Origin of the sequence: Janthinobacterium sp. RA13, from assembly GCF_000745325.1 — a bacterium.
Lineage (GTDB): Bacteria > Pseudomonadota > Gammaproteobacteria > Burkholderiales > Burkholderiaceae_D > Janthinobacterium > Janthinobacterium rivuli.
Genome location: NZ_JQNP01000001.1, coordinates 122,784 through 139,124 on the forward strand (window position 1 = coordinate 122,784; position 16,341 = coordinate 139,124).

Annotated in this window: 13 protein-coding genes; 8 read left to right on the plus strand and 5 right to left on the minus strand. The window is 65.8% G+C overall.

Annotated features, from left to right (window positions below; genetic code table 11):
* Nucleotides 1-192: 192 nt before the first annotated feature.
* Nucleotides 193-414, minus strand: coding sequence for a hypothetical protein (locus FG13_RS30580; RefSeq protein WP_200880418.1), 222 nt, complete (start codon nt 412-414; stop codon nt 193-195).
* Between FG13_RS30580 and FG13_RS00520 the strand changes: the two genes are divergently transcribed.
* From FG13_RS00520 to tssH, 8 genes are all read left to right on the plus strand, one after another.
* Nucleotides 407-856 (plus strand): hypothetical protein, encoded by a 450-nt coding sequence (locus FG13_RS00520; protein ID WP_225240734.1) that lies wholly within the window; start codon nt 407-409, stop codon nt 854-856. The genes FG13_RS30580 and FG13_RS00520 overlap by 8 nt on opposite strands.
* Nucleotides 857-928: 72 nt before the next feature.
* Nucleotides 929-1,438 (plus strand): type VI secretion system contractile sheath small subunit, encoded by a 510-nt coding sequence (gene tssB, locus FG13_RS00525; protein ID WP_035817446.1) that lies wholly within the window; start codon nt 929-931, stop codon nt 1,436-1,438.
* Between the two features lies 1 nt (nt 1,439).
* On the plus strand, nt 1,440-2,924 hold the full coding sequence (gene tssC, locus FG13_RS00530; protein WP_035817448.1) for a type VI secretion system contractile sheath large subunit: 1,485 nt from the start codon (nt 1,440-1,442) through the stop codon (nt 2,922-2,924).
* Nucleotides 2,925-2,957: 33 nt separating this feature from the next.
* Nucleotides 2,958-3,449, plus strand: a complete 492-nt coding sequence (locus FG13_RS00535) for an Hcp family type VI secretion system effector (protein ID WP_035817450.1) — start codon at nt 2,958-2,960, stop codon at nt 3,447-3,449.
* A 97-nt stretch (nt 3,450-3,546) separates the two neighbouring features.
* On the plus strand, nt 3,547-4,038 hold the full coding sequence (gene tssE / locus FG13_RS00540) for a type VI secretion system baseplate subunit TssE (RefSeq protein ID WP_035817453.1): 492 nt from the start codon (nt 3,547-3,549) through the stop codon (nt 4,036-4,038).
* Nucleotides 4,039-4,040: 2 nt separating this feature from the next.
* A complete protein-coding gene (gene tssF / locus FG13_RS00545; RefSeq protein WP_035817455.1) occupies nt 4,041-5,885 on the plus strand; it encodes a type VI secretion system baseplate subunit TssF in 1,845 nt (614 codons plus the stop codon).
* Nucleotides 5,849-6,934: a type VI secretion system baseplate subunit TssG gene (gene tssG, locus FG13_RS00550; RefSeq protein WP_035826695.1), complete on the plus strand. Its 1,086-nt coding sequence runs from the start codon at nt 5,849-5,851 to the stop codon at nt 6,932-6,934. The genes tssF and tssG overlap by 37 nt, the downstream gene beginning before the upstream one ends.
* A 55-nt stretch (nt 6,935-6,989) precedes the next feature.
* Entirely contained in the window at nt 6,990-9,647 is a 2,658-nt protein-coding gene (gene tssH / locus FG13_RS00555) for a type VI secretion system ATPase TssH (RefSeq protein ID WP_035817457.1), read from the plus strand.
* Between the two features lie 13 nt (nt 9,648-9,660).
* Here tssH and tssA read toward each other — a convergent pair whose 3' ends face one another.
* From tssA to tssM, 4 genes are read right to left on the minus strand one after another with little or no spacing between them, the layout of a single operon-like run.
* Nucleotides 9,661-10,698, minus strand: coding sequence for a type VI secretion system protein TssA (tssA, locus tag FG13_RS00560; protein WP_051958263.1), 1,038 nt, complete (start codon nt 10,696-10,698; stop codon nt 9,661-9,663).
* Nucleotides 10,699-10,746: 48 nt separating this feature from the next.
* Nucleotides 10,747-11,559: an OmpA family protein gene (locus FG13_RS00565; RefSeq protein ID WP_035817463.1), complete on the minus strand. Its 813-nt coding sequence runs from the start codon at nt 11,557-11,559 to the stop codon at nt 10,747-10,749.
* 2 nt (nt 11,560-11,561) lie between these two features.
* Entirely contained in the window at nt 11,562-12,545 is a 984-nt protein-coding gene (gene tagF / locus FG13_RS00570) for a type VI secretion system-associated protein TagF (protein WP_035817466.1), read from the minus strand.
* The gene (tssM, locus tag FG13_RS00575) at nt 12,542-16,294 is read right to left on the minus strand and encodes a type VI secretion system membrane subunit TssM (protein WP_035826700.1); all 3,753 of its coding nucleotides are present in this window, start codon (nt 16,292-16,294) and stop codon (nt 12,542-12,544) included. The genes tagF and tssM overlap by 4 nt, the downstream gene beginning before the upstream one ends.
* Nucleotides 16,295-16,341: the final 47 nt, after the last annotated feature.

Sequence of the window (16,341 nt, forward strand, 5' to 3'; positions counted from 1 at the left end):
CCTCTATGCCAGACACAGTGAGGCGCGGCAGCGACTGAAAATCATGCTTCGCATCGCGCAAGGTGGTGCTTTTTTCGCAACTGCAAGAACCTTAACATTATCTTGAATAATGGCGCGTACTGTACGTTTTTGGCGTGAGTAATGTGAGTTTTCGCGTATTTTCTATTGAACGCAGTATTTTTTCAAATCATGCTACGCTCCGAAAAATAGATAATTAGCAACTATAAAAAGCAACTTTTCAGTCCACCAAACAGTCTTCTTTTTTGAAGGAAAGCCCAACATGACACGCTCGGTTTCGCTACGCACGCTTGCAGTAATCGCCTGTGCTTTTGCCCTCAGCGCCTGCAGTACGGCGCCGGTGGCCAAAGCGCCGCCCGCCGCGGCGCCGCCGACGCTGGAGGAGCTGATGGCCAAGGCCACGCAGGCCGTGGACACGGGCAACAAGGCGGCGGCGCTGGCGCTGTGGCAGGAGGCCGCAGCCGCCGCGCCCGCCGACAAGCAGCCCTGGGTGCGCATGGCGCAAAGCCGCTACGATGCCGGCCAGTATGGCGAAGCCATCCTCAACGCCCAGGAAGTGCTGGTGCGCGATCCTGCCGACAAGCTGGCCAACAGCGTGATCGCCATCAGCGGACTGCGCCTGTCGACGCGGGCGCTGGCTGACCTGAGCCGTCAGAACAACCTGTCCGGTCCGCTGCGCGCGGAATCGCAGGATCTGGCCAAGCTGCTGCGCGAGAGCCTCGGCGAAACCGTGCTGGTGCCGCCGCCGGACAAGCCGCCCGTGCGCGCGTCGCGCAAGCAGCCAAGCAAGCGCACTGCCGACGAGGGCAGCGCCAATCCATTCAATGCCCTGAAGTAGTCAGCCAGGCACAGCTACGCCGCAGTTCAACAGGCGCATCGCCGATGCCGCCAATATTTGGAAGGGGATGTCATGTCGAAGAAAGATAGTGTGCAGAAGCGCTTGCAAAAGGTACGCCCGCCACGCGTGCAGATGACGTATGACGTCGAGATCGGCGACGCCATCGAAAACAAGGAGCTGCCCTTCGTGGTCGGCGTGGTCGGCGATTTCGGCGGCAATTCCGAACTCGAACAGAAGCGCCTGAAGGACCGCAAGTTCGTCGATATCGACCGCGATAATTTCGATGAAGTGATGAAGGGCATCGAGCCGCGCGCCACCTTCCGCGTGCCGAATGAACTGGGCGCCGGAGGCGACCAGTTTGGCGTTGAACTGAAATTCCGCTCGATCGCCGATTTCCGCCCGGAAGCGGTGGTCGGGCAGGTCGAGCCGCTGCGCAAGCTGCTCGAAGCGCGCACCAAGCTGGCCGACCTGCGCAACAAGCTGGCCGGCAACGACAAGCTGGAAGACATCCTCAATGACGTGCTCAACAGCACGGAAAAACTGGCCCAGCTGGAACAACATTCGCACGTCAGGAAAGATTGATATGTCCGCACAACTGACCCCCGCATTGAGCGCCGCCGGCGCCGCCGAAATCGATTTGCTCGACCAGATCGTCGAGCAGAGCAAGGTGGCCAAGTCCAGCGTCGAACACGCCCGCGCCAAGGATCTGATTTCCGAACTGGTGAGCCAGGTCATGGATGGCACGGTGGTGGTATCGAACAACCTGGCCGCCACCATCGATGCCCGCGTGGCCGAACTGGACCAGCTCATTTCCGCGCAGCTCAGCGCCATCATGCACGCGCCCGAATTCCAGAAGCTGGAAAGCAGCTGGACGGGCCTGCATTACCTGGTGAAGAACACGGCCACCGGCACGAACCTGAAAATCAAGCTGATGAACGCGACCAAGCGCGAACTGGTCAAGGATTTCCAGAGCGCGCTGGAGTTCGACCAGTCGACCATGTTCAAGAAGGTCTACGAAGAGGAATTCGGCACCTTCGGCGGGGCGCCGTTCGGTACCTTGCTGGGCGACTTCGAATTCAGCCGCCAGCCGGAAGACATGTATTTCATCGAACAGATGTCGCATGTGGCCGCCGCCGCGCACGCGCCGTTCATCTCGTCCGCGTCGCCGGAACTGTTTGGCCTGGAAAGCTACAGCGATCTTGGCAAGCCGCGCGACCTGGCCAAGGTATTCGACACGGTCGAGTATGCGAAGTGGAAATCCCTGCGCGAATCGGAAGACTCGCGCTACGTGGGCCTGACCTTGCCCCGCTTCCTGGGCCGGCTGCCGTTCAATCCGCTCGATGGCGCCACCGTCGACGGCTTCAATTTCGTCGAGGACGTCGACGGCACCGACCACCAGAAATACCTGTGGTGCAACGCCGCCTACGCGTTCGGCACCAAGCTGACGGCCGCCTTCGAGGATTACGGCTGGTGCGCGGCGATCCGCGGCGTGGAGGGGGGCGGCCTGGTCGAAGACTTGCCGACGCATACCTTCAAGACGGACGAGGGCGAGGTGGCGCTGAAATGCCCGACCGAGATCGCCATCACGGATCGCCGCGAAAAGGAATTGAGCGACCTGGGCTTCATCTCCCTGGTGCACTGCAAGAACACGGACTATGCAGCGTTTTTCGGCGCCCAGTCGGCGCAGAAGGCGAAAAAATACAATACCGACGCCGCCAACGCGAACGCCGTGCTGTCGGCGCAGCTGCAATACATCTTCGCCGTGTCGCGCATCGCCCACTACATGAAGGCCATGATGCGCGACAAGATCGGCAGCTTTGCCGCCGCCTCCAACGTGGAAGATTTCCTCAACCGCTGGCTGACGCAGTACGTGCTGCTCGACGATAACGCCAGCCAGGAACAGAAAGCCCAGTTTCCGCTGCGCGAAGCCTCGGTGCAGGTGGCGGAAGTGCCGGGCCGGCCCGGCGTGTACCGCGCCGTGTCCTTTTTGCGTCCGCATTTCCAGCTGGACGAATTGTCCGTTTCACTCCGTTTGGTCGCGGAGCTTCCGCAGTCGACCAAATCGTAATGTATTTTTCTTCACACCCTTGAAAGGAATGACATGGCAATCGACGTATACTTGCAAATTGATGGCATCAAAGGCGAATCCACGGATAACAGCCACAAAGATTGGATCGAGTGCAAGTCGGTCCAGTGGCAGGTGTTGCAACCCAAATCGGCGACCGCCTCGACAGGCGGCGGCCATACCGCCGAACGTACCGAGCACAAGGATATCGTCATCGCCAAGATGGCCGATCTCGCCAGCCCCTTGCTGCTGCAGACGTGCTCCTCGGGCAAGACCATCCCGAAAGCCAAACTCGAGTTCCTGCGCGCCGATGGCCAGGGCGAGCGCATCAAGTACTTCGAAATCGAACTCGAGAACGTGATGATCAGCAGCGTGGCGCCATCGGTGGCCGCGGGCGACATACTCGGCGAAGACCTGGCGCTCAAGTACTCCAAGGTCAAGTGGAAATACACGCAGCAAAAAGTGGGCGGCGGTTCGGGCGGCAACACCTCGGGCGGCTGGGATCTGTCGGCCAACAAGACGGCCTGATCGTACCTGACCGCGTACGCCAGCGGCGCGCTCTGCCGCCGCTGGCTTTCCTGGCCGCCGGCAGCGGCGTCCACGCCACCCAAGAAACGGGAAACCCATGAAAGGTTTTACGCCGGGCCTGTTCGACCGCCTGATGGATACGCCCGTGCACGGCGCCTCCAGCGGCACCGTCTCGCGCCTTTCGCTCGAGGACTTGAAAGACACCGTGGCGCGCGATCTCGAAGCGCTGCTCAACACGCGCGCCGTGCTGCCCGAGGCGCTGCTCAAACCCTTTCCCGAATGCGGCAAGTCGATCATCACGTACGGCTTGAACGATTTCGCCGGGCTTAGCCTGTCGAGCACGGACGACCGCGCCTATATCTGCCAGTGCCTGGAAAAGGCCATCGCCCGCCACGAGCCGCGCTTGCGCCAGGTGCGCGCATCGCTGGAAATCGAGGAAGGCTCGATCAACCGCCTCAATTTCGCCATCAGCGCGCTGCTGGTGGTGCATGCGGCGCACGAACCGGTCAGCTTCGACGCCATCCTGCAGCCTTCCAGCCTGCACTACACGATCAGCAAGGGACGCCGCGCCGCGTCCACGGGAGCCTGAGCTTGGACGAATTGCTGCCCTATTACGAGCGCGAACTGGGTTTCCTGCGCCGCTATTCGCGCGAGTTTTCCGAGCGCTACCCGAAGATCGCCGGTCGCCTGCTGATGGGCGGCGAAGTGTGCGAAGACCCGCACATCGAGCGCATGATCCAGTCGTTCGCGCTGCTCAATTCGCGCATCTCGAAGCGCATCGACGACGATTATCCCGAATTTACCGAAGCGCTGTTCGAAGTGCTGTATCCCCATTACCTGCGGCCTTTTCCCTCGTGCTCGATCGCGCGCATGGATTACGCCGCCGCCGCGGCGCAGCTGACGGCGCCGGCGGAAATCGCCCGCGGCACGGAGCTGACGACGCGCCCCGTGAAGGGCGTGGCCTGCACCTTTCGTACGGCCTACCCCGTGACGGTGGCGCCGCTGGCGCTCACGCATGCGGCTTTTTCCGCCATCATCGAGGCGCCGGAACAGGTGCTGCTGCCGGCGAATGCCACCTCGGGCGTGCGCATCACCATCGAGTCGAGCGCGGCGCAGCTGTCGCCGGGCCAGCTGGGACTGGCGTCACTGCGCGTGTTCATCGATGGCCAGCCCTCGTTTTGCGCGGCGCTGCGCGACGCCCTGTTCATGCGCACCGTGAAGGCCTACGCCGAGGCGGACGGCAGCGGCAGCTGGGTCGCGCTCGACGGCATTCCGGTGCGCAGCGCCGGCTTTGCCGAGGACGATGCGCTGATCCCGTTTTCCGCCCGCTCGCATCCGGCCTACCGGCTGCTGACCGAGTATTTCTGCTTTCCCGAAAAATTCAATTTCTTCGACATCGACCTCGGTGCGCTGTGCGCCGCGCTGCCGTCCGGCTGCCGCCGCATCACCTTGCACCTGGCGCTGAGCGGCCTGCGCACCGATTCGAACACGGCGCGCCTGCTGGGGACGATGAACACGCACAATCTGCTGCTGGGCTGCACGCCGGTGGTCAACCTGTTCCGCCAGCGCGGCGAGCCTATCCGGCTCACGCACACGGCCGCCAGCTATCCCGTGCTGGCCGATGCGCGCCGCGCCTATGCGTTCGAGGTGCAGTCGATCGACTCGGTCAAGCTGGTGCGGCAGACACCGCAGGGCGAATCCGTGGTGGAATTCCGTCCCTTCTATTCGCTGCGCCATGGCGAGACCCCGGCCAGGGATGGCCACTACTGGGTCATGCGGCGCGACGAGATCCTCGCCGGCAAGAGTCCCGGCTACGAGACGCAGATATCGATCGTCGACATCGATTTCGATCCGGCCGCGGTGGAAACGGACACGCTCAGCCTGGAGCTGAGCTGCACCAACCGCGATTTGCCGGCGCAGCTGACCTACGGCTTGCACGGCGGCGACCTGTTCCTCGAAGGCGGTTCCAGCGTGCGCAGCATCAGCCTGCTGCGCAAACCCAGCGAGTCGCACCGTTTCGAGCGGGGACGGGGCGCCCACTGGCGCTTGATTTCGCATCTGGCGCTGAATCACCTGTCGCTGGCCGGCAGCGGCCTGGAAGCGTTCCAGGAAATGCTGACCCTGTACGACTTGCCGCGCTCGGCCACTTCGCAGCGGCAAATCCGCGGCATCACGGCCATCGCCCACCAGGCCGTCAATGCCTGGCTGCCGGGCAATCCCTTCGCCTGCCTGGTGCGCGGCGTCGAAGTGCGGCTGACGATAGACGAAGAGGCCTTCGTCGGCAGCGGCATCCACGCCTTTGCGCATGTGATCGAGTGCTTCCTGGGCTTGTATGTGCATGCTAACAGCTTCACGCAACTGGTGGTGCTGGCAAAAAAATCAGGAGAGGAGCTGTGGCGATGCAAACCACGCAGCGGCGATTCCAGCCTAGTGTAATCGAGCGCCTGTTTGCCCAGCCTTGCCGCTTCCAGTACTTCCAGGCGGTACGCATGCTGGAGCTTTGGCTCAGGCGCAATGGCTTGCCGCACGACGATGCGGTGGCCAGCTTCCTGCGCTTCCAGAATTCCGTTTCGCTCGACTTCGCCCCCAGCCAGATCGAGGCGCTGGCGCCGGAACCGCGCGAACTGGCCTCGGACGCCAGCGCCCTGGGCTCGGCGCTGTGCGGCGGACAGCTGAAATACGTGCGTGTCACGCCGGCCTTCATGGGCTTTCTCGGCGTCGCCGGCGCGCTGCCGCTGCACTATACGGAACGCATCGCCACGCACCAGCTGTATGAAAAGGACGAGGGGCCGCGCGCCTTCCTCGACACGTTTTCGAACCGCGCCCTGGCCCTGTTCTATGAAGCGTGGCGCAAGTACCGGCTGGAGCTCAAATACCAGCTCGACGGCAAGGACCAGTTCCTGCCGCTGCTGCTGTCGCTGGCGGGGCTGGGCAACGCCTCGCTGCGCCAGCGCCTGGCGGGGGACGGCGCCGGCGTGCTCGATGAATCGGTGGGCTACTTTGCCGCCGCCATGCGCCACCGGCCGCCATCGGCCGTGCTGATCGGCCAGGTGCTGTCCGAGTATTTCGGGCAGCGCATCGCCGTCAGCCAGTTTGTCGGCTGCTGGTACGACGTGCCGCGCGAGCAGCAAAGCACCTTGGGCGGCAGCAACGCCTTGCTGGGCGCCACCGCCATGGTCGGCGCGCGCGTCTGGCAGCGCGACCTGCGCCTGCGGCTGACCATCGGCCCGCTGGCCCGCTGCCACTTCGACGCCTTCCTGCCTGGCGGCGCGGCCGCCCTCGCGCTCGAGAAGATGCTCGCCATGTTCACCGGCCTGTGCCTGGAATACGAAGTGCAGCTGGTGCTGCGCGCCGCCGACGTGCAGGGCATAGCGCTGACGGTGCCGCGCAGCGGCGGGCGGCTGGGCTGGGACAGTTTCCTGATCACCGGCGGCGAGGCGCGCGACCGCGCCGATGTCCGCTATGAACTGCATGCGCCGGCCTGACCTCGCGCCGCTCCACCGATTTCGCCAACCATTACCCGACAAGGACCGCCGCCCCATGAGCATCAACCTGAAAACCCTGATCAGCAAGTTGAACGACACCTGCCGCACGGCCGCCACGCGGGCGGCCAGTCTTTGCGTCGGCCTGGGGCAGTATGAAGTCGACCTGGAGCACGTCTTCCTCGCGCTGCTGGAGCAGCCGCGCAGCGATTTCGTGCTGATTGCGCGCAGGAGCGGCGTCAGCGTGAGCATGCTGGAAGCGGATTTGCGCGCCGAAGTGGCGCGCCTGCAGACGGGCAACACGCGCACGCCCGTGTTTTCCGTGCGCCTGCCCAAGCTGTTCGAGCATGCCTGGCTGATCGCTTCGCTCGATTTGCGCGCCGGGCGGCAGGTGAGCATCCGCAGCGGCCACCTGCTGCAGGCGCTGCTGACCGAGCCGGAACTGGCGCAGCTGGCCTACCGGGGTTCGGCGCTGTTCCACGAATTCAAGCTCGACGAGATCAAGCACGGGCTCGACAAGCTGACCGAGGGGTCGCAGGAAGCCGGCGAGGCGGCGACGGGGCAGGAGGATGCGGGCGACGCCGGCGGCGATCCCGTGGGGGAACTGGCCGGTGCGGCGGCGTCGAAAACGCCGGCGCTGGATCAGTTCACCGTCAACCTGACGGCCCGCGCGCGCGCCGGCAAGGTCGATCCCGTGATCGGGCGCGACATGGAAATCCGCCAGGCGATCGACATCCTGATGCGGCGGCGCCAGAACAATCCCATCCTGACGGGCGAGGCGGGCGTCGGCAAGACGGCCGTGGTGGAGGGCCTGGCGCTGCGCATCGTGCAGGGCGACGTGCCCGACATTTTGCAGGGCGTGGAAATCCACACGCTGGACATGGGCCTGCTGCAGGCCGGCGCCAGCGTCAAGGGCGAGTTCGAGAACCGCCTGAAAAACGTTATCGCCGAAGTGGGCAAGAGCGCGCACGCCATCATTCTCTTCATCGACGAGGCGCACACGATGATCGGCGCCGGCGGCAGCGCCGGCCAGAACGATGCGGCGAACCTGCTGAAACCGGCGCTGGCGCGCGGCGAGCTGCGCACCATCGCCGCCACCACCTGGGGCGAATACAAAAAATATTTTGAAAAGGATGCCGCGCTGGCGCGCCGCTTCCAGGTCGTCAAGATCGAGGAGCCGAGCGAAGAGCTGGCGTGCGCCATGTTGCGCGGCATGGCGCCGCTGATGGAACAGCATTTCAAGGTGCGCATCTTCGACGAGGCGATCACCGAAGCCGTGCGCCTGTCGCACCGCTACATCGCCGGCCGCCAGCTGCCGGACAAGGCCATCAGCGTGCTCGATACGGCTTGCGCCAGGGTGGCGCTGGGGCAGAGCGCCACGCCGGCCCTGCTCGACAGCGTGGCGCGCCGGCGCGAGCGCATCGATGCGGAAGCCTCGGCCCTGGCGCGCGAGGAGAGCGGCGGCGCACGCCACGGCGCGCGGCTGCAGCTGCTCGACGCCGAACGCGGCGCCGCCACGCAGGAACACGCGCAGCTAGCCGCGCGCTGGGACAGCGAAAAGGCGCTGTCGGAACAGATCCAGGCGATCCGCCGGCAGCTCGAGGAGGGCACGCCGGCCGACGCGGGCCAGGGGCGCGAGCTGCTGGCGCTGCAGGCCGAACTGGCGTCGCTGCAGGGCGAGACGCCGCTGGTGCCGGTGCAGGTCGACGGCCACGTGGTGGCGGAAATCGTCGCCGGCTGGACCGGCATCCCGTTGGGCAAGATGGTCAAGGATGAACTCAAGACGGTGCTGCGGCTGAAGGATTTGCTGCAGGAGCGCGTGCTGGGCCAGCCCCACGCGATCGAGGCGGTGGCGCAGCGCGTGCGCACGGCGCGCGCCAACCTGGACGACCCGGACAAGCCGAAGGGCGTGTTCCTGTTCGTCGGCCCGTCCGGCATCGGCAAGACGGAAACGGCGCTGGCGCTGGCCGACGTGCTGTATGGCGGCGAGCGCAAGCTCATTTCCATCAACATGAGCGAGTACCAGGAAGCCCACAGCGTGTCGGGCTTGAAGGGTTCGCCGCCCGGCTATGTCGGCTATGGCGAAGGCGGCGTGCTGACCGAGGCCGTGCGCCGCAATCCGTACAGCGTGCTGCTGCTCGACGAGGTGGAAAAGGCGCATTCCGATGTCATGGAGCTGTTCTTCCAGGTCTTCGACAAGGGCGTGATGGACGATGCCGAGGGACGGGAGATCGATTTCAAGAATACCATCATCATCCTGACCTCGAACGTGGCGTCGGCCAGCATGATGCAGGCGTGCCTGAACCTGCCGCCAGAGCAGCTGCCGACGCCGGAGCAGCTGGAGCTGGCCATCCGCCCGCAATTGCTGAAGGTCTTCAAGCCCGCGTTCCTGGGGCGCCTGAAGGTGATCCCCTTTTATCCGCTCGGCGACGATGTGCTGGCCCGTATCATCGGCCTGAAGCTGGGCCGCATCGCCGCGCGCATCGCCGCCAATCACCAGGCCGAGTTTATCTACGACGAGGTGCTGGTCGAGGCGGTGCTGGCGCGCTGCACCGAAGTCGATTCGGGCGCGCGCAATGTCGACAATATCCTCAATGGCAGCCTGCTGCCGGAAATCGCCGAAGCCGTGCTGGCGCGCATGGCCGAAGGGCAGGGCATCAGCCGTATCAAGGCCAGCGCCGGCAAGCAGGGCCAGTTCCGGTATACGATCAAATAGGCGTCAAGCCGCTTCAGTGGCCGCTGCCGGGCGCGATGCCCAGCAGCTCCTCGATGTGGGCCAGCGAGGCGCCGTCCTTGACCACGCCGCGCAGCCATTCGTGCAAATTCTGTTCGCCCGCGTTGGCGGCCTTGTCGGCGAAGTACGAGACGGGGCTGTGCGGCTCCGTCTGGCGGAAGTACTGCGCCACCTGGCGCAGCTGCGCCAGCGCCTGGGCGCGGCTTTGCAATTCTCCGGGCGCCGCCGGCGGCAGCGCCGGTACGGCGGCCGGTGCCGCCAGGCCGCCAGCCGGCACCGGTGCGGCGGCGACGCTGGCGGCAGGGATGGCGACGGCTGCGGCGGGCAGGGCCAGCTGCATCGCCTGCAGCGCCTCGCGCGCCAGCGAAAAGCCCGGACTATCCTTGCCCAGGCGGCTATCGGCGGCCTGTTCCAGCTCGGCCAGCGCGTCCAGGCAGAACTGGGCGTCGGCGGCAAAGGCGGCGCGGAACTGCGCCGACGTGGCGCGCCGCGCCGCCTCCATGTCCACCAGCCTGGTGCCGTTGACGCCGTCCTGGTTGCTGGCGGCCCGCTTGCGCGCCGTCTCGAAGTCGATGGTCGACCAGCCGCCCGATTGCTTGTCCGTCAGCGCCATGGCGCGCACCAGGGATGGCGTGCGCGCCAGGATCCAGCTCAGGTTGCCGATGCGTTGCTCGTGGTCGTCGCCATCGGGCTGCGGGTACAGGCCCAGGTCCCAGTACTGGCGCAGCAGGCCGGCCAGCAGGCGATAGCCTTCGCCCAGGCCGCGCAAATGGTCTTGCCTGGCGCTGGCTTCGGCCAGCCAGGCGGCAAGCCGCAAGTCTTTGCTCTTTGTGCCCAGCAGGGCGGCGCAGCGCTGCTGGACGAAGGCCCAGTCGGCTTCCTTCAGGTCGGTGACCCACTCGCCCTGGTCGAGCGTGGGGTCGTCGAACTTGCGCGCCTGGCCGATGGCGTCGAAGTCGGTGGAGAAGGACAGGTCGACGCCGCATGGCTGCTCGGCGCTGATGGGAAGTAGGAGCTGGTCGGCTGAAATCATGTGTGTTCTCGGCAGTGGGGCGGATGGCTTGCTGGCGGCATGGCGGCCTTACTGGACCATGCGAAATTCGATGCGGCGGTTGCGCGCGCGGCCATCGGCGCTGTCATTGCTGGCGATGGGACGGTCCGGGCCCTGTCCTGAAGCGCTGAGCAGATCGCCGTCGATGCCCTTGCCGGCCAGGTAGGTCTTGACCGCCTCGGCGCGCGCCTGGCTCAGGTTCTGGTTGCTGGCGCGCAGTCCCAGGTTGTCGGTGTGGCCGATGATGTCCACCTTGCGGCCCGCCAGCTTGTGCAGCGCCGCGCTCATTTCGTCGAGGATGGCGCGGCCCGACGGCGTCAGCGTGGTCTTGCCGCTCTCGAATTCGATGGTGCGGTTGGCCAGCGCGCCGTCGAGGATGTTCTGCTCGGAGGCGGACACGCGCAAGCCGTTGTTGACGGTGTACGTGGGATTGAGGCTGGTGGCGAAGTCGCTGGCGATCTTTTGCCGCTGCGCCTCGTTGGCCACTTCGCCGCGCACGCTGACCACGCTGCCTTCGATCTTCAGCTGGCCGCGGCGGATCTGCTTGAGGTCCGCCGTCAGCAGCTTTTGCACATAGGCGTTCCAGTTGGCCGGCTGCGCGACCTGGCCGACGGCGATCTGGTCGACCACCTTGTCGGCGCCGTACAGTTCGCGCAGGCGCACCAGCACCGCCGCCTTGGCCGCTTCGTCCGGCACCGTGCCGCTGGCCAGGACCTGGCCCGGCTGCGGCGTGGCGGCGGCGGGCGCCGAGACAGTGGCCGCCGGCGCGGCGGCGCTTTGCGCGCTGGCGCCGGCCGGCGCGAAGACCAGGCTGAGAAGGATGGCAAGGTGGATGTGGCGCATGATCAAGTCCCGATGAAGGCGGCACGAAACGTGTCGTGCGCCGATTTGAGTGACAGGTTGGCCTGTGCGAGGTAGCTCGAGGCTTTCTTGATGGCGTAGTCGCTGTCGGCGTGTTCCTCGACCCAGGCCAGGTCGTCGAAGGCGATGTGGTGCTCCAGCGCCGCCTGCGGTTCCATGATGGCGTGCAGGGTCTGCGCCGAGGCGCCGCAAAAGCCCAGCACCAGCGCATGGCGGCCGCGGATGCGGGTGATGAACAGCGCCAGTTCGAAGTCGGCGCGCGCCAGGAACGGGGAGATCAGGTGCATCCAGAAGGCCGCCACCAGGTTGCGGTACAGCGGGTCGGCCGGCAGCGGCAGTTCCAGGCTTTTTTCCAGCCGGCTGGAGCTGCTGGCCATGACGGGCTGCAGCAGCATGCCCAGGGCCAGCAGCACCTGGCGCACGGAACCGCCAAAACCCGTGGGCGCCAGCAGGGCGTCGAGCGCGCCCACCGTCTGCAAGGCGAGAAAATCGTCGAAGGCGGCCTCGTAGGCGCTGCCGCGCAAGTCCAGTTCGATGCTGGCGCCCGCGGCGGCCGCCGGCAGCGCGGCGCCGGCCGCCGCGCCGCACATCTCGGCGCTCAGGGCATCGAGGCGGTTCCACAGGCGCGACAGCACCAGCGGACTGGTTGGTACAAAGCCGGCCGGCTGCGCCACTTCCATGGCGCCCATCATCAGGAAGGGAAAGCGGCGCGACGAGGCATCGCTGCTGGCGGCAATATGCCCGGCGATGGCGCGGCCGCGGCGCGGGCCGATGAAGGCGAAATGCAGCGGCGGCAGCGCATCGTAGGTGAGCTTCCAGCGCGCATCGGCCGTCATCAGTTCCATGGCGTTGGCGAGCCAGTCATCGAGCATCTTCAGCAGGGGCGGATTGTCGCCGTGCTTGATGAAGTCGCCGCGGCTGGGGATCTTGCCAAAATAGCCGATCTGGGTAACGGTAGGGCGGCTCATGGCGTGTTCCCGGCGATGGCGGTGGCCGTTTCCGGCGCGCCGATGGCGACCGATTCCGGCAGTTTCAGGCCACGGAAACCCTGGTTGCCGGCGGAGGTGGCGGCTGGCGCGGGCGCGGTCACGATCTTCAGGTTGGCCGTCACGGTGACGCCGCTGTTTTCCCAGCTCAGTTCGAATACGCCGCCCTCCTTGCGTGTGCGCCTGGCCGAGTCGATCATCTTCTTCAGGCCGAAATGCCCCGGTTCGTTCAGCAGCACCACGGTGCGCCCTTCCGGCGTGATGGCGCTGATGCGCGAGCCGGGTACGCCCTGCGGGTTGGGCCAGACCATGTGCACCCAGGGCTGCGGCTGGCCGCGCCAGCGCAGCGCCTGGCCATCGATCTCGATCGTGTATTCGGCGGCGCCGGGCGCATTCAGTGCCTGCAGGTCGAAGCGCGTCTGCGCTTCGGCGGCGCCGGCCGCCGTGGCCACGCCGTTGGCGCTGAGCGGGGCGACCCAGCCGGGCAGGCTGGCCACCACCGGCGGCGCCAGGGTGATGCCCATCGCGGCCCAGGTCCTGGCGCTGATGGCGTCGCCGCGCCGCACGACCAGCGGGCCGATGGTGGTGTTGAAGAACTTGGCGATGGCGCCTTCCGGGCCGAAGACCTGGCCGATGTCGGCATTGCTTGCCTCGATGCGCGAGTCGGGCGCGAACGGATATTTCGGCGCCAGGGTTTTCTGGAACGGTTCGAGCACCTGCGCCAGCCAGACCTTGTTGATCTCCGTTTCGGTCGGCTTGACGATGACGGCGAAGGTCTGCATCAGCGGGCGCACCAGCAGCGGGCGGATGGCCTGCTTTTGCTGGTCGCTCATGCCGGTCAGCATCTGCTCGTCCACGTACTTGAGCGCGTCGGCCAGCTCCGAGCCGTTGCCATCGAGCGTCTGCTGCATCAGCTGCTTGGCGCCGGGGCCCGTGTCGCCCTGGTTCTTGATCTGGTTGAAGCGCACGCGCAGCTTCGACAGGGCCGCCAGGTAGCCGCGCATGGGCGAGGCTTCCTTGTCGCGCGCCACCACCAGGCGCGCCACGCCGGAAAATTCGCGGCCGACGGGTCCCATCGGCATGGCGCCGCCGGCCTGGCCCGGCGCCGCGACGGCGGGCTTCTGACGCAGCACCGTTTCGCGGAACCAGTCCATCGCCCCGCGCTGGGCGCGCTGCAAGCCCTGGCCCAGCAGCGAAGGGTTGTCCCACGAGGTTTCCTGGTACACCGTCTCGATCAGCTTGTTGAGGGGCGACGCTTGCGGATCGCCGAGGCGGTTCATCGCCTGCGCCGCGTTGTCGAACCCGTTCAATTCGCGGATGCTCACGCCCTGGAGGAATTTCTGCCACTCCCTGGCGTAATCGGTCTTGTACAGTTCCACCAGCGCCTTCTGGATCTGTTCCGGGCTGCCTTCCAGGGTCAGGTCATCCTTCGACGCCGTCTTGAGCACCCAGTCGGCGCTTTGCAATTCGCGGTTGGCCGCTTCCTGGAACGCCTGCTGAATGTATTTTTCCCACGCGTCGCGCGTGAAGGTGCCGGGGATGGCGTAGCTGCCCAGCACCAGTTCCTTGTCCTGCTCGCCAACGATGCGCGCCACCGTCATCGACGGGAAGCGCGTGGCGGCGCGCGCCTTCACGTCCGCATACACGCGGTCGCGCGCCGGCATGCCGCGCACCACGCGGCGCAGGCTGTCGCGCGACTGGTCGGCCAGGGCCCGCTTGTTCTCGATCTGCGGCCAGGACGGATCGTCGATCTGCGTCAGGTAGAACGAGATCAGGCGCTCGGCGCTGCGGATCATCTGTTCGCGCGGCATGTTGCCCCGGTTGGCGTCGAGCCAGCCGCGCCAGTAGCGGGTCAGCTGGTCGTTCAGGTGGCCGGCCTCGGCGCGCGACTTGTCGCCCAGCATCAGGTAGGTTTTCAGGGCATTGTAGGCATCCTCGACATTCGTCGGCGCGGCATCCTTGAAGGGCTGGCTTGCCGCACTGACTGGCGCACTGGCTGTGGTCGCGGCCGTCGTGCCGGCTGGCACGGCCGTCAGCGGCTGCAGCTGGTCGGCGCCCGCGTTCACTTCCGCGAGGAACGATTCCAGCGATTGCGCCACCGGCGCGAGCATGACTTCCTTGAGGCCGGAAAAATACTCCTCGCGCAGTTTGCGCTCCAGCAAATCGCCCTGGTACAGGCCCAGGCTGAGCGCCAGTGGCCGCTTGCTGCGGTACGCTTCCAGCTGCTCGATGCGGTCCTGCATGATTTCCAGGGCCTGGAAGCGCGACTGCAGATCCAGGCGCTTGTCCTGCACCTTGATGGCTTGTTCCAGGTCGGCCTGGACGTTGGCCGCCAGCTGGCGGTTGGCCAGGTAGGACCAGCTCCAGCCGCCCAGCGCCAGGCCGGCCAGCGTGATGGCGGTGAAAAACGTGGCATAGCGCAAGCGCGTCTTGCGCGGGCTGGCGTATTGCGCCACCAGTTCCCGGTCGGCGAAGATCACCTTGCGGAACAGGTTCAGCAGGAAGTAGCCGTGCTGGTCCTGGGCCTGGACAGCCTGGTGTTCCTGCGGCTGCGGCTTGAGGTCGAAGCGCTGCGCCACCCGTTCCGACGAGGCGGAGACGGAAGCGCCTTCCTGCAGCGCGCTGGTGAAATAGAAGCCGCGGAAGACGGGCTTGAACTGGAACGGGTTTTCCTCGAACAGGGTGGCGATGAAGGCGCGCAGCGGCCCTTTCACGGAACTGAATTCCAGCGGGAAGGTGAACACGCCGGGCGGCATGCGCTCGCGTCCCAGCAGCGACATATTGGCCAGGCTGAGGTCTTTCAGGCCATCGTACAGCTCGTCGAAACGCTGGTCGAACTGTTCCAGCACGTCCTGCTTCGAGTTGTTGACGCCGTAGGGCAGGGTGGCGCCCCAGACCTTGTCGCGTTCGGAGCGCTCGGCATCGTGGAAAAATTCGCTGAAGCCGGTGATCAGGTCGGCCTTGGTGAATACCACGTACACGGGCGCATGGACTTCCAGCTTCTCCGTCAGTTCCTGCACGCGCTGGCGCAGGTTCTTGGCCAGTTCGATGGCGAATTCGGGCTTGCTGCCGGTCAGCTCGGCAATGCTGACGGCGATGATGATGCCGTTGATCGGCGCGCGCTTGCGGTGTTTTTTCAGCAGGTTGAGAAAGCCGAACCACTCGGCGCGGTCTTCATCGTTGATGGCGTAGCGCCCGGCCGTGTCGAGCAGGATGCCGTCGGTGGTGAAAAACCAGTCGCAGTTGCGCGTGCCGCCCATGCCTTGCACGATTTTGCTGTCGACAAAAGGAAACTGCAGGCCGGAATTGGCGATCGCCGTGCTCTTGCCGGCGGCGGGATTGCCGATGATCATGTACCACGGCAATTCATACAGCGCGGCATCGCCCGACAGCTGGCCCAGCCGCGATGTCTTGATGGTATTGATCGCTTCGAGCATGCGCTTGCGGATGGCTTCGGTTTCCTCGCGCTGCACCGGGCCGGCCTTGGGCGCGGCGCCGGCCGCCTGCTGCTCCAGCATGCTGTTGAAACTGGCGCCCTCGCGCCGGCGTCGGCGGCGGCGCAGCCACCACACGATGGCGCCCAGCAGCGCCGCCGCGGCCAGGAAGGGCAGCAGCCGGATGGCTGGCCAGTCGAAAATGACGGCGCAGGCGAAGAGCAGCAGGACGGCGGCCGCGATGCCGAGGATGAGCAGGCTGGTGCGTGAAGTCAGGAAGTGCCAGAATCGTTGCATCATAGTTTTATCGTGTGCAAACCGTTAAGGTGCGTGAATGGGACGTC

What these genes read in the sequence shown, in the direction of transcription:
- FG13_RS00520 (WP_225240734.1), top strand. Translation starts at nt 407, where the DNA reads ATGGCCAAGGCCACGCAGGCCGTGGACACGGGCAACAAGGCGGCGGCG.
- tssB (WP_035817446.1), top strand. Translation starts at nt 929, where the DNA reads ATGTCGAAGAAAGATAGTGTGCAGAAGCGCTTGCAAAAGGTACGCCCG.
- tssC (WP_035817448.1), top strand. Translation starts at nt 1,440, where the DNA reads ATGTCCGCACAACTGACCCCCGCATTGAGCGCCGCCGGCGCCGCCGAA.
- FG13_RS00535 (WP_035817450.1), top strand. Translation starts at nt 2,958, where the DNA reads ATGGCAATCGACGTATACTTGCAAATTGATGGCATCAAAGGCGAATCC.
- tssE (WP_035817453.1), top strand. Translation starts at nt 3,547, where the DNA reads ATGAAAGGTTTTACGCCGGGCCTGTTCGACCGCCTGATGGATACGCCC.
- tssG (WP_035826695.1), top strand. Translation starts at nt 5,849, where the DNA reads ATGCAAACCACGCAGCGGCGATTCCAGCCTAGTGTAATCGAGCGCCTG.
- tssH (WP_035817457.1), top strand. Translation starts at nt 6,990, where the DNA reads ATGAGCATCAACCTGAAAACCCTGATCAGCAAGTTGAACGACACCTGC.
- tssA (WP_051958263.1), bottom strand. Translation starts at nt 10,698, where the DNA reads ATGATTTCAGCCGACCAGCTCCTACTTCCCATCAGCGCCGAGCAGCCA.
- FG13_RS00565 (WP_035817463.1), bottom strand. Translation starts at nt 11,559, where the DNA reads ATGCGCCACATCCACCTTGCCATCCTTCTCAGCCTGGTCTTCGCGCCG.
- tagF (WP_035817466.1), bottom strand. Translation starts at nt 12,545, where the DNA reads ATGAGCCGCCCTACCGTTACCCAGATCGGCTATTTTGGCAAGATCCCC.
- tssM (WP_035826700.1), bottom strand. Translation starts at nt 16,294, where the DNA reads ATGCAACGATTCTGGCACTTCCTGACTTCACGCACCAGCCTGCTCATC.